The sequence below is a fragment of the Tumebacillus avium genome, assembly GCF_002162355.1.
Taxonomy (GTDB): domain Bacteria; phylum Bacillota; class Bacilli; order Tumebacillales; family Tumebacillaceae; genus Tumebacillus_A; species Tumebacillus_A avium.
This window is the reverse complement of the sequence record NZ_CP021434.1, coordinates 3,453,642-3,470,380: the sequence shown is the minus strand read 5'-3', so window position 1 is coordinate 3,470,380 and position 16,739 is coordinate 3,453,642. Positions and strand designations below refer to the sequence as shown.

The following is a 16,739-nucleotide window of genomic DNA, read 5'->3' as shown; positions in this document are numbered from 1 at the left end:
ACTCCTACTCTTCTACCAACCAAGTACGCAACAGGTTGACAAATTCTTCCGGTTTTTGGTTTGCAAGTTTTTCGAGTTGCTTTTTCATCTTTTGCGATTCGGATTCTTCCATCGCTACCGCAATCTCTTTCGTAGCCGGCGCTTCGAGCACCGGAACGTCCGTCTGCTTGCGGCGACGGGTCATCACGTACGCGCCTCCGCCGAGGAGGACAAGCGCCGCTGCCATCGCGCCGAGGAACCACGGCTGCTGATAGAACGCTTCCGTTTCGAACGGATTGGCCGGAGCGACAAACGATTTGCCGGTGACGGTGATCACATCGTTTGCAGTCCCGTCGTTTTTGCGCCCGATCGCCGTGGAAACGAAGTTGGTGATGTCTTCTCGTTCAGCCGGGGTCATCGTCTCTTTGTTCAACAGAACGGAGACCGTATATTGGTTGACGCGATATGCGGATGTTTCGCCGTTTTCCACGTAGGTATTCCACTCAAAGTTGGTGGTGTCATCCGACTTGGACGAGGATTGTGTGCCTTGTCCGCCGTTGACGAGCTGCTGCTGGTTGTTGTTGTTTTGCTGCTGGCCGGCAGCGCCGCCGCCAGTGGTGCCTTCGCTTTCTTCGCTCGTTTCGCGCTGCGAAATCACCGCCCCGGAAGTGGAGCCTTCGATCGGCGGGGTTATCTTTTTATCGGTCCAGCTGCGCTGATTAAAATCAACATCTGCATGAACCACAACGGCTGCGTTGTTCAGACCGACAATCCGCTCCAGCGCATTACGAATCTTTTTAGTAGCTTCCTGTTCGACTTGAATCTGGATCTGCTGCTGCTTGGTCAGTTGGGTGCTGGAGCTGCCAGCCGCCAGCGCTTCGCCCGTATCATCGACAAGACGCGTGCCGTTTTGGTCGACGATGGTGACGTTTTGCGGAACGAGCCCTTTGACCGAGTGCGAGACGAGTTGTTGAATCCCGCCGATCTGCTCGGTGGTCAGCTGCACGCCCGGCGCTAAAGCCAGCATGACCGATGCTTTGGCATTTTGCTCTGCTTCCGAGACGAACAGCTTCTCTTCCGCCTGAACGACACTGACCTTTGCTTCCTGTACTCCCTTGATCGTTTGAATCGCATTGGCGATATTGCCTTCGATCGCCTGCTGATAGCGGACATCGAACTCCTTTTCCGTCATGCCAAGATCGGTCTGGTCAAAGACGGAATAGCCAAGCGTCCCGGATTGCGGGAGACCTTCCATCGCGAGCTTCATCGTCGCTTCATGCTGGAACTGTTCCGGCACGGAGATCGAATCGCTTCCGACTTGGTTCGGGATGTTCAGTTCATCGAGCTTTTGCGAAAGCTCGCCCAGACTGGCAGGCGTTTGATTCGCAAATACCACTACATAATTCGGGCGAAAAGCGAACCAAGAGAGCAGGGATACGGTGAGTACAAAGAAGACGCCAACAAGGATCAGGTTCCGGCGTTGTCTTTTCTCGAGCTGCTTCCAATATCCTGTTATTTTTTCGAATAATTGCTTAAGCTGCTGGTTCACAGTTTCACCTCGTCGTTACTTCTTTCTCCCCACACGCGCTTCATGCACATTCACACAAGTCTTTTACCCCTAGACTTGCATGCGCATGACTTCTTGGTATGCTTCCATTGCTTTGTTTCGCACTTGCACCATTAATTGAAAAGAAATCGATGCCTTTTCAGATGCGATCATAACGGTATGCAAATCGGGCGCTTGGCCGCTGGCCAAAGCCTCGGTCAGCACATCCGATTGCTTTTGCTGGGTGTTGACGCTTTCAATCGCCTGGCTCAGCACATCGGAAAAGGACGGGCCATCCGCCTTTTTGATATCCGGCGCTTGCAGTGCCTTGACCCCTTCAAGGGCGGTCGGCTGCATCAATTTGTTAACTCCTTGAATCATCTATCCCGTTCCTCCTTCCTATTTGCCGATTTCCAGCGCTTTCAGCGCCTGTGCTTTGGCGGCGTTAACCGCCGTTACGCTTGCTTCGTAGCTGCGGGTCGCGGAGATCATATCCACCATCTCCCGCGCGATGTCGACATTTGGCATCCGAACGTAGCCAAACATCGGGTCCCCCGGCGTCTTGACCGCATCCGGGTGGTTGGGGTCGTACACGAGTTTAAACGGCGTCTCGTCTTTGACGATGCCGGTCACGCGCACGCCTTGGCCTGTCGATTGGCTAAGCTCTTGGTTCAATACATTTTGGAACGATGTCGTGCGCTCGCCGAGCGTGACGATCTGGCGGCGGTACGGCTGGCCATCCACTCCGCGCGTCGTGTTGGCATTGGCAATGTTGCCGGCGATAACGTCGAGGCGCATACGCTGTGCCGTAAGCCCCGAAGCACTGATGTTAATGCTGTCGAATACTCCCATCCTTATCGCTTCCCTTCACTGATCGCGTACTTGAGCGTGGCGAATTTGCCGTTGATCCGCTGCGTTAATGCATTGTAAAGAATCTGATTTTCCGCGAGATTGGTCATCTCAACGTCGATATCCACGTTGTTGCCATCCTGGCGCATCGACGTGGAGCGGTCGGTCACAAGCTCCGGCTCCACATCCGAAACGGAAGCGGCGCCGATCTGCATGTGCCGCGCGTCCGTACGACGGCCGCTCAGCGCATTTCCTTGCAACACTTGCTGCAGGGTCGATTCAAAAGACACATCGCTGCGTTTGTAGTTCGGCGTGTCGATATTGGCGAGGTTGTTCGAGATCACTTTCTGCCGCATGCTCGCAGCATCCAGCGAGCGCTCCAGCAAGGTGATAGCGCGGTTGTTGATTAACGACATACAATCACCCTTACGATTTGATAGTATGATAGTAACATATTTTTTCTTCGAGATGTGCGAAAATCCTGCAGGATTCGACATCCATTTGAAACTGCCACTCACCATTTTATAACTATAGCTAATATCTTACTAGGGACTTTCGACCTTACTCGACATTATCCTCCTCATTTCTTTTTCCATTTACATGAACAAAACAAAAAGGCGCGGACCGGAGTCCACGCCTTTTCTGCTATCTCGATTTCATATCTTCCAACAATGGAAGAAGTTTTTCGTTCATGATCCTGATATGCGTGCCTTTCATCCCCAGCGAACGCGCCTCCACAACGCCTGCGCTTTCCAGCTTGCGCAGCGCATTGACGATCACGGAACGCGTGATGCCGACGCGGTCAGCGATGCGGGAAGCGACGAGCAGTCCTTCGCGGCCGTTCAGTTCCGCAAAGATATGGTCGACCGCTTCCAGCTCCGAGAAGGAGAGCGAGGAGACTGCCATCTGGACGATCGAGCGGTCGCGGCCTTCCTGCACTTTCTTTTGCGAAGAGAGGCGGACCAGCTCCAGCCCGATCAGCGAAGCGCTGTACTCGGCGAGCACGATGTCCTCTTCGGACATTGCTTCACCTTGCCGGGTCAAGATCAGCGTGCCCATCCGTTCGCCGTTGCCGCGGATCGGCACGATCGACAGGTATGTCTCATCGCCTGCCGCCGGGCTGCAAAACGGGGTGTCCTCCTGTAAATTGATGCGAGTGAGATCGTTGCTGTGGAGTTTTGTCACAAAGTCTTTCGGCAGGCAGGTGAGCCCTGCCTCGTCTTTTGCAAACTGCGAGACATCAAACACCCCGGACAGCGCATGACCGAGCAGCCGGCCATGTTCATCCGTCAAAAAGACGTTTGTAAAAATGATGTCGCGCAAAGAGGCGGTCATTTCTTCAAAGACTACCTTCATGCCGTCAGTTCGTTGCAACAATTGGTTCAATACCCGCGTTTTGCTTAAAAGTTCCATATCAGCCTGGTACCCTCCTGAGATATGCCTACAGGATATATTGGCTGAGATCCTTGTTCTTCACGATGCCTTCCAGTTTCTCCGAGACATAAGCCGGCGTGATCACCACTTTGTCGAGCAGCACGTCAGATGCTTCAAAGGAGAGGTCTTCGAGCAATTTCTCCAGCAGCGTGTGCAGGCGTCTGGCTCCGATGTTATCCGTCTCCTGGTTGACGGTGGTGGCGAGTTCCGCGAGTTTGCCAATCGCATCTTCGGTAAACTCGACTTTGATGCCCTCCGTCTCGAGCAGCGCGATGTACTGCTTGATCAGCGCGTTTCGCGGTTCGGTGAGGATACGCTGGAAGTCTTCTTTGGACAAGCTCGTCAGTTCGACCCGGATCGGGAAACGGCCTTGCAGTTCCGGGATCAAATCGCTTGGTTTGGAGATGTGAAACGCGCCGGCTGCCATGAAGAGGATGTAGTCCGTCTTGACCGGGCCGTACTTGGTCATCACGGTGGAGCCTTCTACGATCGGCAGAATGTCGCGCTGTACGCCTTCGCGGGATACATCGGGGCCGCCGCGCTCTTTGCCGGCGATCTTATCGATCTCGTCAATAAAGATGATGCCGGACTGTTCCGCGCGGTGCACCGACTCGGCGGTCACTTCATCCATGTCGATCAGCTTTTGCGCCTCTTCCTGTGCGAGCAGCTTGCGCGCTTCGCGGATCGGCACTTTGCGCTTCTTGCGGCGCTTGGGCATCATGTTGCCCAGCATCTCCTGGATGTTGTTCATGCCCATGCCGTCCATGCCTGCACCGTTCCCGAGCAGGTCCATCATGCCCGGGGAGTTGTCTTCGACATCCACCTCGATGATCTGATCTTCCAACTCTCCACTTTCCAAACGTCTGCGAGCTTCGCTTCGTTTTTGTCGGATCTCATACGAATCCTGTGCATTTTCGTCTTGTTGAGTACCAGCATTGCCACTAAACAGCATTTCAAACGGATTTTTGAAATTTTTGTTTTTCGACGGGTCGGGAACGAGCAGCGAAACGAGGCGGTCTTCAGCCATAAATTTCGCTTTTTCTTCGACTTCCGCCATTTTTTCCGCTTTTACGATGCGGATGGCCGTCTCAACCAGGTCGCGCACCATCGACTCCACGTCACGTCCGACATAGCCGACTTCGGTGAACTTGGTCGCTTCGACCTTGATGAACGGTGCGCCGACCAGTTTGGCCAGGCGGCGGGCGAGCTCCGTTTTGCCGACGCCGGTCGGTCCGATCATCAGGATGTTTTTCGGCGTTACCTCTTCGATGATGTCTTCGGCGAGCAGCGAGCGGCGGTACCGGTTGCGCAGAGCAACGGCGACCGCTTTTTTCGCTTTGCTTTGGCCGACGATATATTTATCGAGTTCTTCGACAATTCGCTTTGGGGTCAGTTCTTTCATTTTGATCATGGCTTTCCCCTCCTCTTAGCCGATCTCTTCGACGATGATGTTGTGGTTGGTGAACACGCAGATGTCTGCCGCCGTCTTGAGGGCATTTTCTGCGATCTCGCGGGCGCTGAGCTCCGTGTGGTGATACAGCGCGCGCCCGGCGGCCAAAGCAAACGAGCCGCCCGAACCGATCGAGATGATGTCGTCATCCGGCTCGATCACTTCCCCGTTCCCGGAGACGAGCAGCAGATGGTCGCGGTTCATCACGATCAGCATCGCTTCGAGGTTCTTCATCATCTTGCTGGTGCGCCATTCTTTGGCAAGTTCAACAGCAGCCCGCTGGAGGTTGCCGTGGAATTCTTCCAGTTTGCCTTCAAACAGGTCAAACAAAGTGAATGCGTCGGCAACCGATCCGGCAAAACCGGCGACCACTTCGCCGCGGAACAGGCGTCTGACTTTCTTGGCACCGTTTTTCATGACCATGTTTTGGCCAAACGTGACCTGGCCGTCGCCTGCCATCGCCGCTTTGCCGTTGCGGCGGCAGGCGAAGATCGTTGTGGAGTGGAATTGGCTTTGGCTCATACTTCCCGTCCCCTCTCTCTTAGGCCCGCGGATGGGCCTTGGTGTACACTCGCTCCAGATGCTCGCGAGTCGTGTGCGTATAGATCTGCGTGCTGGACAGACTGGCGTGGCCGAGCAGTTCCTGCACGACCCGTAAATCGGCACCGTGGTCGAGCAGATGGGTGGCAAACGTGTGGCGCAGCGTGTGCGGAGACACTTTTTGCATCCCGGCAAGTTGTACTACGTATTTGTCGAGAATACGTCGCACGCTGCGGTCAGACAAACGCGTTCCTTTGTGGTTGAGAAACACGGGGCGATCCTCCCCGTCCGCCTGCTGCCGCAAGAGCGGCCAGGCCTCGCTCAGATACCGGCGCAAAGCGCTGAGCGCAGACGACCCGAGCAGGACGTAGCGCTCCTTGGCGCCTTTGCCGTAGACCAGCGCTGCCCCAAGGTCCAGGTCGAGGTCTGAGCGGTCGAGCCCGACGCACTCGCTGACCCGCACGCCGGACGCGTACAAGAGCTCGAGCAGCGCCTTGTCGCGCAGTCCCAGCAGCGTGGAGGTGTCAGGCGCGTTCATCAGGCGCTCGACGGCATCGAGGTATAAAAAGTTCGGCAGGCGGCGCTCCAGCTTGGGCAGGTGCACGTCTTTGGCCGGATTTTTCTCCACAAAGCCTTCCCGCCGCAAAAAAGTGAAAAAGGAGCGGAGCGCCGAAACTTTGCGCGCGATCGTCTTTTTCGCCCGGTCGCGCGCCATGCGGCCGACAAACGTGCGCACATCCAGATGCGTGATGTCGGCAAACGAAGTTCGCCCTTCGCCCAGCATAAAGGCGATGAACTGTTCGAGGTCGGAATAATAATGGTCGAGCGTGTGATGTGACACCCTTTTCTCGACGGCGAGATACTGCATGTACAAGTCCACCTGATGATCGATCATCGGCGGCCAGACGAGCGGCTGTTCCATCGTAATCCCCGCCTTTTCCTGCATCCCTATGTAAAAAACGGGCGTTTTAGACCCGTATTAAAGCTCTTGCCCACTCATAAACGCGCCGAGGCTGTCCAATGCGCGTTCGGAGATCTTTTCGTTTTTCTCCATCTTGTTGCGGATCTTTTTCTCCAGCGGCGGGAGCAGACCAAACGTTGCGTTCATCGGCTGGAAGTTCTTGCCGCTGGTATGCGTGATGTAATACGCAAGCGAGCCGATCGCCGTCTCGCGCGGGAACTCCAGCGGTTCCTTGCCTTCGAGCAGACGGGAAGCGTTGATGCCCGCGATCAGGCCGGCTGCTGCCGATTCAACATAGCCTTCCACACCGGTGATTTGACCGGCGAAAAACAGGTTGTCGCGCGTTTTCGTCTGGTAGGTCTGGCGCAGGAAGTTCGGCGAGTTGATGTACGTGTTGCGGTGCATGACGCCAAAGCGCACGATCTCTGCATTTTCGAGGCCCGGGATCATCTGGAACACCCGGCTCTGCTCGCCCCACTTGAGATGGGTCTGGAAACCAACCATATTGTACAAAGTGGCGGTGGCGTTGTCCTGGCGCAGCTGCACGACGGCAAACGGCTCTTTGCCGGTGCGCGGGTCGGGCAGTCCAACCGGCTTCAGCGGACCAAACAGCATGGTCTGACGGCCGCGTTTAGCCATCACTTCGACCGGCATGCAGCCTTCGAAGAAGATCTCTTTCTCAAATTCTTTCAGCGGCACCACTTCAGCCGTGACCAACGCTTCGTAAAACGCGTTGTATTCCTCTTCGGTCATCGGGCAGTTGATGTACGCCGCTTCCCCTTTGTCGTAGCGGGAGGCGATAAACGCCTTGTCAAAATTGATCGATTCCTTGTTGATGATCGGAGCGGCTGCATCGTAGAAATACAGGTACTCTTCTCCGGTCAGTTCCAAGATCGCTTTGGACAAAAACGGCGAGGTCAGCGGACCGCTGGCGATGATCACGATGCCGTCCTGCGGAATCTCGGTCACCTCTTCGCGGATGACGTTGATGTTCGGGTGCTCCATGACGCGGCGCGTCACTTCCCCGGAGAAGACATCGCGGTCGACAGCAAGCGCTCCGCCTGCCGGTACGGCCGTCTTGTCGGCCGAGGAGATGATCACCGAGTCGAGGCGGCGCATCTCTTCTTTTAACAGGCCCACCGCGTTGGTCAGCGATGCTCCGCGCAGGGAGTTCGAGCAGACCAGTTCGGCGAAGTTTTCCGTTTTATGTGCATCAGTCGCGCGAACGGGGCGCATCTCGTACAGGTTGACGCGATGGCCGCGCTTGGCGATCTGCCATGCTGCCTCCGACCCTGCAAGACCTGCCCCGATGACTGTGATCGGCTGTGTCATGATGAAAATCCCCTTTCTTACCACAAAAAACAGGGGCAAACTACCCCTGTTTGCCCTCTGTGGTCACTTCTTCTTTATGGCTGCATTCCGCACCGGAACACTGGATGACTTCCTTACCTTCACCTTTTCCGGTGCGTTTTATGATAAGCGGTTCGCCGCACTCCGGGCAAGGGTTGCCGGTCGGACGATCCCAGATGATGAAATCGCACTCCGGATAGTGGTCACACCCGAAGAACACACGGCGGCGTTTGCCTTTGCGCTCGACGAGCTGCCCCACTTTGCATTTCGGGCAGCCAACGCCGATCTCTTTTAAGATCGGCTTGGTGTTGCGGCAGTCCGGGAAGCCCGGACAAGCCAAGAATTTGCCGTAGCGGCCGTGTTTGTAAACCATCAGCTTCCCGCATTTTTCACACGGGACGTCTGAGACTTCCTCTTGCAGCTCCACGTGCTTCATCTCTTCTTCGGCTATGCGCAGATGCTTTTCAAAATCCCCGTAGAACTCGCCGAGGACTTTCACCCAGTCGATATCGCCTTCTTCCACTTCGTCGAGCTCCTGCTCGATCGTGGAGGTGAAATCGACGTCGATGATCTGCGGGAAGAACTCTGCCATCATCTCATGGACGATCTCGCCAAGCTCGGTCGGGATGAAACGCTTCTCCTCCAACAGCACGTAGCCGCGCTTTTGGATCGTCTCCAGAGTCGGCGCATAGGTGGACGGACGTCCGATGCCGATCTCCTCCATCGTCTTGACGAGGCGCGCCTCGGTAAAGCGCGGCGGCGGCTGCGTGAAGTGCTGTTTCGGTTCAACTTCCGGGTCTTTTAACTGCTGCCCTTCTTCCATCGGCGGCAGGAACTTCTCATCATCGTCTTTCCCTTCATCATTTCCTTCAATATATAAGGTCATGAAGCCCGGGAATTTGATCTTCGAACCTGTCGCGCGAAAACGCGTCTCGCCGGCTGCGATGTCGACGGTCATCGTATCGAGCACCGCCGAAGACATCTGCGACGCGACAAAGCGGTCCCAGACCAGCTTATAGAGGCGGAACTGGTCGCGGCTCAAGAATTCCTTGATCTTGTCCGGGTGGCGCAGCACCGAAGTCGGGCGCACCGCTTCGTGCGCTTCTTGCGCCCCTTTAGACTTGGTCGCGTAGTTGCGCGGCTCGGGCGGATAATAGTCCGCGCCGTATTCTGAGGTGATATATTCTCGCGCTTCCTCTTGCGCAATCGGGGAGATGCGGACGGAGTCGGTACGCATATAGGTGATCAAACCGACCGTCCCTTCCCCGCCGATGTCAATCCCTTCATAGAGCTGCTGGGCGAGGGACATCGTTTTCGATGCGCGGAAGTTCAATTTGCGGGCCGCTTCCTGTTGCAATGTGGAAGTGGTGAACGGTGCGGACGGATTGCGTCTGCGCTCGGTCATTTTGACCGATTGCACAATCCAGTTTTGACCGGCGATCATCTTTTGGATCTCCAGTACGTCCGCTTCCGACTTCAATTCTTTTTTCTCTTCTCCGAAACCGTGGAATCTTGCTTCAAATTTGCTTTTGTCGATTTTGAAATGAGTGGTCAGCGTCCAGTACTCTTCCGGCTCGAACGCGCGGATTTCATTCTCGCGATCGATGATCAAACGCACCGCGACCGATTGGACGCGGCCGGCAGACAGCCCTTTTTTGACTTTCTTCCATAGAAGAGGGGAGATCTGATAGCCAACGAGGCGGTCCAAGATGCGGCGGGCCTGTTGGGCGTTGACCAGGTTCATGTTGATCGAGCGCGGATGTTTGAACGCTTCTTTTACGGCATCTTTCGTGATCTCGTTGAAGACGACGCGGCAGGGTGCTGCCGTATCGACATCGAGAATATGTGCCAAATGCCACGCAATCGCTTCGCCTTCGCGATCAGGGTCAGCTGCGAGAAAGACTTGTTTCGCCTTTTTGCGGGCATCGCGCAACTCTTTCAAAATGTCGCCTTTTCCACGAATGGTTATGTATTTCGGAGAGAAGTCGTCTTCTACAGTAACGCCAAGCTGCGATTTCGGCAGATCACGCACGTGACCCATTGACGCCTTGACCACATATTTCTTTCCGAGGTACTTGCCGATCGTCTTTGCTTTGGCGGGAGACTCGACGATTACGAGATAATCGGACACGACTCTCTCCTCCTTTCTTTATGTAATAGAATGCGTTTTCATATGACAATCCAGAGATGCTATGTACCAATATATATCAAGAAATCACCGTTTGTCACGACAAAACGATATTTTTATGCGCGAACTCATGGATTAGTAATATCCAAACCGCACAAACGGCAAACGGTGTCAGCTAAAAAAGAGAGTGGTGTCTGCCCCTCTCTTACGTTTTCACACGGAGAAAACGGTTGCCGGGCAAGGCCGAGATCACGCCTTGCAACTGCAGCCGCAAGAGCGTGCTGTGCAGGAGACCAGGCGGCATGCCGGTGCGGTGATGCAGGTCGTCAAGGGTGGCTTCTTCGTAGCCAAGGGATTTTAGAAGGAGAAGAGCTTCTGAAGAATGGGCAGGATGGTTTTGCAGCGGGGATTGCAGCGGGGAGAAAGCGGAGTTGAGTTCGCTTGAGCCATGATTTCCGGCGTTTTCGCCGCTCTGGGTGTCTTGGAAAGAAAGGCTGTAGTCTTCGAGGATATCGGAAGCTGTCAAAACGAGTTTAGCTCCTTGTTGAATCAGGCGATTCGTCCCGATGCTGGGCGGGGAGGTGATCGGACCCGGGACGGCGTAGACATCGCGGCCTTGCTCAAGCGCTTGGTCGGCGGTGATCAGCGAGCCGCTTTTTTCGCCGGCTTCAACGACGAGGGTGGCTTGGGCAAGGCCGGAGATGATCCGGTTGCGGATCGGAAAGTTTTGCGGCCTGCCGGGCGTGTGTGGCGGATACTCGGAGACGACAGCGCCGTGTCCGTCGGCGATGCGGTGCGCGAGGGGGACATTTTCACGCGGGTAGATCTGCAAGACCCCGCTGCCAAGCACAGCGACCGTCCGACCGCCCGCTTGCAGTGTAGCGCCGTGTGCCGCTGTGTCGATGCCGCGCGCCAGACCGGAGACGATCGTCAGGCCGCTTTGGGCCAGCTCCGTGACCAGGCGCTCCGTCGCCAGCCGCCCGTAGGAGGTCAGTGTCCGCGCGCCGACCACAGCAAGCGCATCAGACCCGGTCCCGGGGATCATCCCGATCACAAACAGCCCTGCAGGCGGATCATACAGCGTGTGCAAGATCTCCGGATACTCCGCATGCACTTGTGACACATAGCGCACCCCTTCCGGCTCGAACTGCCTGCGCACCGCCACGGGGTCAAAATGGGCTCTGGCAGCCAGCAGCGACCGGATGATCGCATTCTTCACCCCCGCCGCTTTCATCTCCGCTTCTCCAGCCGCCCACACCTTCTCCCAACTTCCCAGGTAGTCGTGCAGCCTGCGCACAGATACCGCCCCCACACCGGGCGATACGGACAGCCAGAGCAAAATATCATCGACGCGCACATGCGTTCCCCCTCTCGGATAAAAAAGAGAGACTCACGCGGAGTCTCTCTTGCTGGTTGTGTGAAATTACTTCACGGTCACTTTCTCAAGCAGACCTTTTTCCTTGAGCAGTGCGACCATAGTGGAACCAAGGTCGGACGGGGTCGGAGCTACGCGGATGCCCGCTGCTTCCATCGCAGAGATCTTTTCAGCTGCGGTGCCCTTGCCGCCGGAGATGATCGCGCCTGCATGGCCCATGCGCTTGCCCGGAGGCGCAGTTGCGCCTGCGATAAAGCCGACAACCGGCTTGGTGCAGTTTGCTTTGATCCACTCAGCCGCTTCTTCTTCCGCGGTGCCGCCGATTTCGCCGATCATGATGATCGCGTCGGTGTCCGGGTCGTTTTGGAACAGTTCCAGAACGTCGATGAAGTTGGTGCCGTTGATCGGGTCGCCACCGATGCCAACTGCGGTGGATTGACCGATGTTTTCGGTGGACAACTGGTGTACCGCTTCATAGGTCAAGGTGCCGGAGCGGGAAACAACGCCCACGCGGCCCGGGGTGTGGATGTAGCCCGGCATGATGCCGATCTTGCACTCGCCCGGCGTGATAACGCCCGGGCAGTTCGGACCGATCAGGCGGGTGCGCTTGCCTTCCATGAAGCGGCGCACTTTGATCATGTCCATAACCGGGATGCCTTCGGTGATGCAGATGACGAGATCGAGGTCAGCGTCTACCGCTTCCATGATCGAGTCTGCTGCAAACGCCGGCGGAACGTAGACGACAGACACGTTAGCGCCGGTCGCATTTTTCGCTTCCACCACGGTGTTGAAGATCGGCACGCCTTCGATTTCGGTGCCGCCTTTGCCCGGGGTTACGCCCGCAACCATGTTCGTTCCGTATTCAATCGCTTGCTTTGTATGGAAAAGGCCCGTTTTACCCGTGATGCCCTGGGTCATGACCTTTGTATCTTTGTTAATCAAGATAGACATTTGGGTTACCCTCCTCCGCTCGTATTACTTCACCAATGCGACGATCTTTTGAGCTGCATCAGCGAGGCTGTCTGCTGCTACGATGTTCAGGCCGGACTCGTTGAGAATCTTCTTGCCAAGCTCGACGTTGGTGCCTTCAAGGCGAACGACGAGCGGCTGGTTGAGGCCGATTTCTCTTGCAGCTGCAACAACGCCTTCTGCGATGGTGTCACACTTCATGATCCCGCCGAAAATGTTGACCAGGATGCCTTTGACGTTATCGTCAGACAGGATGATCTTGAACGCAGCGGTAACTTTCTCAGTGGTCGCGCCGCCCCCTACGTCAAGGAAGTTCGCCGGGGTGCCGCCGTAGTGCTGGATGGTGTCCATCGTTGCCATCGCCAGGCCTGCACCGTTCACCATGCAGCCGATGTTGCCGTCGAGTGCAATGTAGGTCAGGTCGAACTTGGAAGCTTCGATCTCTTTCGGATCTTCTTCTTCCAGGTCGCGCAATTCGAGGATGTCGCTGTGGCGGAACAGTGCGTTGGAGTCGAAGTTCAGCTTCGCGTCCAGCGCCACAACACGGCCGTCGCCGGTGACGACGAGCGGGTTGATCTCCGCGATCGAGCAGTCGTTTTCAACAAACGCAGCGTACAGGCCCTGCATGAACTTCACAGCCTGCTTCACCAGCTCTTTCGGGATGTTGATCGCGTATGCCAGCTTTTGTGCTTGGAAAGCAACCAGGCCAATAGCCGGGTCGATCGCTTCTTTGAAGATCTTCTCCGGAGTCGCTTCTGCCACTTCTTCGATCTCGGTGCCGCCTTCTTCAGACGCCATCATGACAACGCGCTGGGTAGCGCGGTCAACGACGAGACCGATGTAGTATTCTTTCTTGATGTCGGACAGCTCTTCGATCAGAAGACGGTTGACAACCTTGCCTTCCGGACCGGTCTGGTGCGTGACCAGCGTCATGCCGAGGATCTGTTCTGCGTATGTACGAACTTCTTCGACGCTCTTGCCAAGCTTAACGCCGCCTGCCTTGCCGCGGCCGCCTGCGTGGATCTGTGCTTTTACTACAGCCTTGCCGCCCAGTTCTTCAGCGATCTGTGCTGCTTCATCTACCGTAAAGGCCACGCGGCCGTTCGGAACCGCTACGCCATACTTTTTCAAGACAGCTTTGCCTTGATACTCATGGATGTTCATTCCGCTTCCTCCTCCACTTGATTCGTGAAAAAATGTACAATTGCCCAAAACAAACTTCTATATTCGACCCGTTTCGTCCGAGTCCTGCAAGAATCGACAAATCAGTGACAACTTCTTAGCGGAATTTCTGCTCGCTCTCGAACTGAACCCTGCGTCCGCAGGTATCGCAGATATAGGTGGAACTGCCTTCCTTCGCAGCCTGCACCTGCTCGACCGATGCTGCGTCCGCCTCATGTGTCGTCCCGCAAAGCGAACAGCGAAGCGTATACTCTTGATTCATCTGGCGTCACTCCTTTTGAATGGATACAGATGAGACTAGTATGCTGCTTCCTTACCTCTTAGATGCTTGCACGCCGATCAGTTTACTTTCTTCACAGGCTTATCGACCAGGCCGGACTTGTCGCTGGACCACTCGACGTCGTCCATGATGTCGAGGATGCGGGCGACTACTTCCGCGATCGTGTCGCGGCCGTAAAGGTCATCGCCAAGTTCTTTTTCCATCGCGTCAATCTGCTCGGTGACAAACTTCTCGTCGAGGTACAGTTCGTCAACGACTTTCTTGATCACCATCGCGCGAACAGAAGCTTTATCCATCCGCATAGCCCCCTTCCACACACATCTTCCTTAGGATAATCCAACCTTGTGGAAAATACAAACCTGTTTCCGTCACTGAAAAAAATTCGGAATACTATAACATCTGCATGACCACATACAATAGTAGGAGATACTTTGGGTACTTGGAAAGGAGCGCGTTCTGATGGACATAAAACAAGCGATACTCACCCGGCGCAACATCAAGCAGTTCAAGCCCGACCCCGTGCCGATGGAGCGTGTTGAGGAGTGGCTGACATGGGCCAGCTACGCGCCGAATCACCGCATGGCTGAGCCATGGGAGGTCTACGTGATCGGCCCGGAAACGCGGGCGCAAGTGAAGCACAAAACGAATTTTGGCGGGGCTCCCCTCCTGCTCGCTGTGGCGTCCACCCCGGCAAAAACGGCGATCGACCGGGATGAGCACGTCGAAGCGGTAGCCTGCTTCATCCAAAATTTCATGCTGGCCGCGCACGCCGAAGGGGTCGGCACCGGCTGGTCTTCGCTTGGCGTCTCGCCCCGCGTCCGCGAGTTGCTCGCACTGCCGGAGGGACAGGAGATCGTCGGATTCCTGCCCGTCGGCTACCCGCTGGAAGTGCCGGCTGTGAAACCGCGCACGCCGATTCAGCAAAAACTGCATCAGCTGCCGTAACCCAAAAGACACCCGCCAGCGTGTGGACGGGTGTCTTTTTTATTTCTCCAGTTCGTTGATCGAGCCATATGTGCGATCTGGTGCATTTTCCAACTTGTACCAGGCGCCTTGGAATTCGTAGCGGTCCTGATAGACGTTGATGCTCGCTTTCTTTGTGCCGACATCAAGAATAAAGGAAACCATCGGCACCGTGGTCTGCACGAGGCGACCTTCTCCGGCCGGCAGCTCCTGGCCTTCTTTCAGCACCGGAACGAGGCTGTTTGCTTTCGCCTTCGCTTCGTCCCCTTCGAACTTCCAGGTTTTTGGCAAGTCCGAGCCTGCCTTGGTGGTCATGACCAGTTTCGTCGTCTGAAGCAGATCGTCAAACTGAAGCGCAACGCCCTCCGTTTGCTCCTCATGGGCTGGTTTGGGCGGCTCGGCAGTCTGCGGCGCGCACCCGGCCAAGATCAGCCCGGCGCACAGACCCGCTGCGATCAATCGTTTCATTGCGGTATCCTCCGTTCTCTTGCTACGCTCCCTGCACGGCGACTGGCTGTTCCTTGGGATCTTTGACAGCAAATTTCAGCCACAGCGCGTTACTTATCATTGTACACGCCGAGATGAAAAAGAGCGAACTAATCCCAAATGTCCCGCCGATAAAACCGCCGACATTCGGCCCGCACAGGTTGCCAAGGAACATCGCCGACGTGTTGTAGCCAAACATCCGTCCCTGCAGCTCAGTCGGCACCCGTGTCCGGATCAGCGAGTTGACTTGCGGCATCAGGCCGCCGATGCACATGCCAAGTCCAAAGCGGCAGACCATCAGCTGCCACGGCGCGGTGACAAACGCCTGCGGAAGGTAGAACAGAGCAGCGCCGCACATGGCGAGCATCAGGACTTTTTTGTAGCCGACCCGGTCGCCGAGACGGCCGAGGCGCGGAGAGAAGATGATGTTGGCAATCCCGGTGCAGGCGGTGATCATCCCGGCGATCAGCGCCACGTTTTCGGCGTTTGGCGCCAACTGTGAGACGTAGATCGACATCATCGGGTCGATCATCATCATCGAGAAGGTGATCAGGAAAGACACGACCAGCACCGGCCAGACCATCTTCAAATGGTCGAGCATCTCAAAGCGCCGGCGCTCGCCTTTGACCCGTTTCGCTGCCGGAGCCGGTTTTTTGAACTCTTCTTTGACGAAAACCACAACGATGATCGTCGCGACCACCAGCAGGCTCGCCGTAAACCAAAACACGCTGCGAAAACCGAGGAAGTGAGCGAGCACACCGCCGACCAGCGGGCCGATGATCTGACCGGACACCCCGCCGGTCTGCAGCGTGCCCAGCGCGTAGCCGACATGCTCCTTTGGCGTGTTGGTCGCCATCAGCGCGACGGCAGCCGGAATGAAGCCGGAGATGATGCCCATGCCGATCCGCAGCGCAAACAGCTGTTCCACCGAGGTGACAAAGCCCATCAGCGCCATGACGACCGCCATCCCGATGGCGCTGCGCAAAAGCATCACTTTGCGCCCCGTCTTGTCGGACAGCGCGCCCCAGATCGGCGCAAAGATCGCCGAAGCCATAAAGGTGCCGGAAAACACCAATCCGGCCCACATCGCCAACTCTTTCGGATCGGTGACTCCGAGGGATTCAATGTAAAGAGGCAAAAAGGGCATGACCAGGCTCATCCCCATCATCACCGTGAAGTTGGCAAACCACAGTACGATTAAGTTCCGTTTCCAAAGTTGCATGGACTTTCCTTCTTTCTGTGATGTA

The 16,739-nt window shown here is 56.1% G+C and carries 18 protein-coding genes; 1 reads left to right on the top strand and 17 read right to left on the bottom strand.

Annotated features, from left to right (window positions below; all coding sequences use genetic code 11):
• Positions 1-4 precede the first annotated feature (4 nt).
• The 15 genes from fliF to CBW65_RS16885 all read right to left on the bottom strand — a co-directional run bounded on the left by fliF (position 5) and on the right by CBW65_RS16885 (position 14,339).
• Positions 5-1,528, bottom strand: coding sequence for a flagellar basal-body MS-ring/collar protein FliF (gene fliF / locus CBW65_RS16950; protein ID WP_087457812.1), 1,524 nt, complete (start codon positions 1,526-1,528; stop codon positions 5-7).
• A 69-nt stretch (positions 1,529-1,597) separates the two neighbouring features.
• Positions 1,598-1,906 (bottom strand): flagellar hook-basal body complex protein FliE, encoded by a 309-nt coding sequence (gene fliE, locus CBW65_RS16945; protein ID WP_087457811.1) that lies wholly within the window; start codon positions 1,904-1,906, stop codon positions 1,598-1,600.
• An 18-nt stretch (positions 1,907-1,924) separates the two neighbouring features.
• Positions 1,925-2,377, bottom strand: a complete 453-nt coding sequence (flgC, locus tag CBW65_RS16940) for a flagellar basal body rod protein FlgC (protein WP_087457810.1) — start codon at positions 2,375-2,377, stop codon at positions 1,925-1,927.
• A 2-nt stretch (positions 2,378-2,379) separates the two neighbouring features.
• Positions 2,380-2,790 (bottom strand): flagellar basal body rod protein FlgB, encoded by a 411-nt coding sequence (flgB, locus tag CBW65_RS16935; protein ID WP_087457809.1) that lies wholly within the window; start codon positions 2,788-2,790, stop codon positions 2,380-2,382.
• 229 nt (positions 2,791-3,019) lie between these two features.
• Complete coding sequence (gene codY / locus CBW65_RS16930) at positions 3,020-3,787, bottom strand: GTP-sensing pleiotropic transcriptional regulator CodY (protein ID WP_087457808.1); 768 nt, start codon at positions 3,785-3,787, stop codon at positions 3,020-3,022.
• A gap of 28 nt (positions 3,788-3,815) precedes the next feature.
• Complete coding sequence (gene hslU / locus CBW65_RS16925; RefSeq protein WP_087457807.1) at positions 3,816-5,219, bottom strand: ATP-dependent protease ATPase subunit HslU; 1,404 nt, start codon at positions 5,217-5,219, stop codon at positions 3,816-3,818.
• A 15-nt stretch (positions 5,220-5,234) separates the two neighbouring features.
• On the bottom strand, positions 5,235-5,780 hold the full coding sequence (hslV, locus tag CBW65_RS16920) for an ATP-dependent protease subunit HslV (RefSeq protein ID WP_087457806.1): 546 nt from the start codon (positions 5,778-5,780) through the stop codon (positions 5,235-5,237).
• A gap of 19 nt (positions 5,781-5,799) precedes the next feature.
• Positions 5,800-6,720 (bottom strand): tyrosine recombinase XerC, encoded by a 921-nt coding sequence (gene xerC, locus CBW65_RS16915; RefSeq protein WP_232463350.1) that lies wholly within the window; start codon positions 6,718-6,720, stop codon positions 5,800-5,802.
• A gap of 57 nt (positions 6,721-6,777) precedes the next feature.
• The gene (trmFO, locus tag CBW65_RS16910) at positions 6,778-8,091 is read right to left on the bottom strand and encodes an FADH(2)-oxidizing methylenetetrahydrofolate--tRNA-(uracil(54)-C(5))-methyltransferase TrmFO (protein WP_087457805.1); all 1,314 of its coding nucleotides are present in this window, start codon (positions 8,089-8,091) and stop codon (positions 6,778-6,780) included.
• 40 nt (positions 8,092-8,131) lie between these two features.
• Entirely contained in the window at positions 8,132-10,240 is a 2,109-nt protein-coding gene (gene topA / locus CBW65_RS16905; protein WP_087457804.1) for a type I DNA topoisomerase, read from the bottom strand.
• A 202-nt stretch (positions 10,241-10,442) separates the two neighbouring features.
• A complete protein-coding gene (gene dprA / locus CBW65_RS16900; RefSeq protein WP_087457803.1) occupies positions 10,443-11,594 on the bottom strand; it encodes a DNA-processing protein DprA in 1,152 nt (383 codons plus the stop codon).
• Between the two features lie 66 nt (positions 11,595-11,660).
• Entirely contained in the window at positions 11,661-12,563 is a 903-nt protein-coding gene (sucD, locus tag CBW65_RS16895) for a succinate--CoA ligase subunit alpha (RefSeq protein WP_087457802.1), read from the bottom strand.
• Positions 12,564-12,587: 24 nt separating this feature from the next.
• Positions 12,588-13,745, bottom strand: coding sequence for an ADP-forming succinate--CoA ligase subunit beta (sucC, locus tag CBW65_RS16890; protein WP_087457801.1), 1,158 nt, complete (start codon positions 13,743-13,745; stop codon positions 12,588-12,590).
• A 115-nt stretch (positions 13,746-13,860) separates the two neighbouring features.
• Positions 13,861-14,025 (bottom strand): DUF2197 domain-containing protein, encoded by a 165-nt coding sequence (locus CBW65_RS24325; RefSeq protein ID WP_157722006.1) that lies wholly within the window; start codon positions 14,023-14,025, stop codon positions 13,861-13,863.
• 77 nt (positions 14,026-14,102) lie between these two features.
• The gene (locus CBW65_RS16885; RefSeq protein WP_087457800.1) at positions 14,103-14,339 is read right to left on the bottom strand and encodes a hypothetical protein; all 237 of its coding nucleotides are present in this window, start codon (positions 14,337-14,339) and stop codon (positions 14,103-14,105) included.
• Between the two features lie 163 nt (positions 14,340-14,502).
• Between CBW65_RS16885 and CBW65_RS16880 the strand changes: the two genes are divergently transcribed.
• On the top strand, positions 14,503-14,988 hold the full coding sequence (locus CBW65_RS16880) for a nitroreductase family protein (RefSeq protein ID WP_087457799.1): 486 nt from the start codon (positions 14,503-14,505) through the stop codon (positions 14,986-14,988).
• Positions 14,989-15,027: 39 nt separating this feature from the next.
• Here CBW65_RS16880 and CBW65_RS16875 read toward each other — a convergent pair whose 3' ends face one another.
• Positions 15,028-15,474: a hypothetical protein gene (locus CBW65_RS16875; protein WP_087457798.1), complete on the bottom strand. Its 447-nt coding sequence runs from the start codon at positions 15,472-15,474 to the stop codon at positions 15,028-15,030.
• Positions 15,475-15,496: 22 nt separating this feature from the next.
• Positions 15,497-16,714 (bottom strand): MFS transporter, encoded by a 1,218-nt coding sequence (locus CBW65_RS16870; protein ID WP_087457797.1) that lies wholly within the window; start codon positions 16,712-16,714, stop codon positions 15,497-15,499.
• Positions 16,715-16,739 lie beyond the last annotated feature (25 nt).